The sequence below is a fragment of the Dietzia sp. DQ12-76 genome (assembly GCF_014145045.1).
Lineage (GTDB): Bacteria > Actinomycetota > Actinomycetes > Mycobacteriales > Mycobacteriaceae > Dietzia.
The window spans coordinates 1-1523 of the sequence record NZ_JAALDV010000546.1 but is presented as its reverse complement, the minus strand read 5'-3'; the positions used below and the strand labels follow the sequence as shown (position 1 = coordinate 1523).

Below are 1523 nucleotides of genomic sequence, written 5' to 3'. Positions count from 1 at the left end.
TTCCGGCGGACCACCGGCCTCACCCCGGGGCAGTTCCGCCCGGCCACCGTTTCCGGCCCCGGCCACGCCACCTTCCCCGGCCCCGGCCCGGCCACCAGCGCGAGCCTGTCCGATTCGCTACACCAGGCGTCCTGATCGAGCGATTGCGCCGTACGGTGGTGCGGTCGTAAGGTCTTAGGCCAGCCTCACCTAATGGTCAGCCCGCGCCGGATACGTCGGCGCGGCGCCCGGGTGGGTCCTGCCCTGTTCATCGTCTCCAGAATGAGAGAGCCGCCCTGATGCGTTCTCGCGGTGTTGTCCCCTTCCTGATCGCCACCACGGCCGCCCTCGTGCTGTCCGCGTGTGGCTCTCCCGCCGACTCCGACGAGTCCACGGGCGCGACCGCCGCCGGCGGGTCCGGGTCGTTTCCCGTAGTGATCGAGCACGCGCTCGGCACCACCACCATCGACCAGGCGCCCGAGCGGGTGGCCACCGTCGCGTGGGCCAACCACGAGGTGCCGCTCGCCCTGGGTGTCGTCCCGGTGGGCATGGCCGCGGCGACCTTCGGTGACGACGACGGCAACGGCATGCTCCCGTGGGTGGAGGAGCGACTCGAGGAACTCGACGCCGAGCCCCCCGTGCTGTTCGACGAGACCGACGGGATCGACTTCGAGGCCGTCGCCGACACCGACCCGGACGTCATCCTGGCCGCCTACTCCGGTCTGACGCAGGAGGACTACGACACCCTGAGCGAGATCGCCCCCGTCGTGGCGTACCCCGAGGAGGCGTGGGCCACCTCGTGGCGGGACACGATCCGCTTCAACTCCATGGGGATGGGCATGGCGGCCGAGGGCGACGCGCTGGTCGACGAGCTCGACGCCGAGATCGCCGAGGCCGCAGCCGCGCACCCGGAACTCGAGGGCACGCGGACCATGTTCCTCACCCACCTCGACCCGTCCGACCTGAGCACGGTGAACTTCTACACCGCCGCCGACACCCGGGCCGCGTTCTTCGAGGACCTGGGTCTGGCCACGCCGGCCGCCGTGACCGAGGCCTCGGCGAGCGGCAAGTACTCCGGCAGCATCAGCGCCGAGCAGCTGGACCAGTTCGACGACGTCGAGCTGATCGTCACCTACGGCGACCAGAGCCTCGTCGACACCCTGAAGTCCGACCCGCTGCTGTCCCAGATGCCGGCGGTCAAGAACGACGCCATCGTGTTCCTCGACGGCAGCGGCCCGATGGGCACCGCCGCCAACCCCACCCCGCTGGCCATCTCGTGGGTGCTCGACGACTACGTGGCGCAGCTGGCGGAGGCCGTCGGCACCCGCGAGTGAGTCCCCACACCACCGCCCCGTCCGCGCCGGGTGCCGCCACGTCCGCTGTCAGGACGCTGCGGCGCCCGGCGCGGGTACGCGTGGCGTGGCTCCTGGTGACGATCGCCGTCCTCGTCGTCGTCGTCATCGCCTCGGTGTCCATCGGCTCCCGCACGGTCTCCCTCGACGAGATCCTCGCCGCGCTGGGCGGCTCCACCGACGGCCTCGGCG

The 1523-nt window shown here is 71.5% G+C and carries 1 protein-coding gene and 1 pseudogene; both read left to right on the top strand.

The features are described 5' to 3' along the window. Positions 1-278: 278 nt before the first annotated feature. On the top strand, positions 279-1313 hold the full coding sequence (locus G6019_RS16460) for an ABC transporter substrate-binding protein (protein WP_107756871.1): 1035 nt from the start codon (positions 279-281) through the stop codon (positions 1311-1313). Further along, positions 1310-1523, top strand: a pseudogene (locus tag G6019_RS16455) (iron ABC transporter permease); the annotation flags it as partial. The gene G6019_RS16460 and the pseudogene G6019_RS16455, both read left to right, overlap by 4 nt.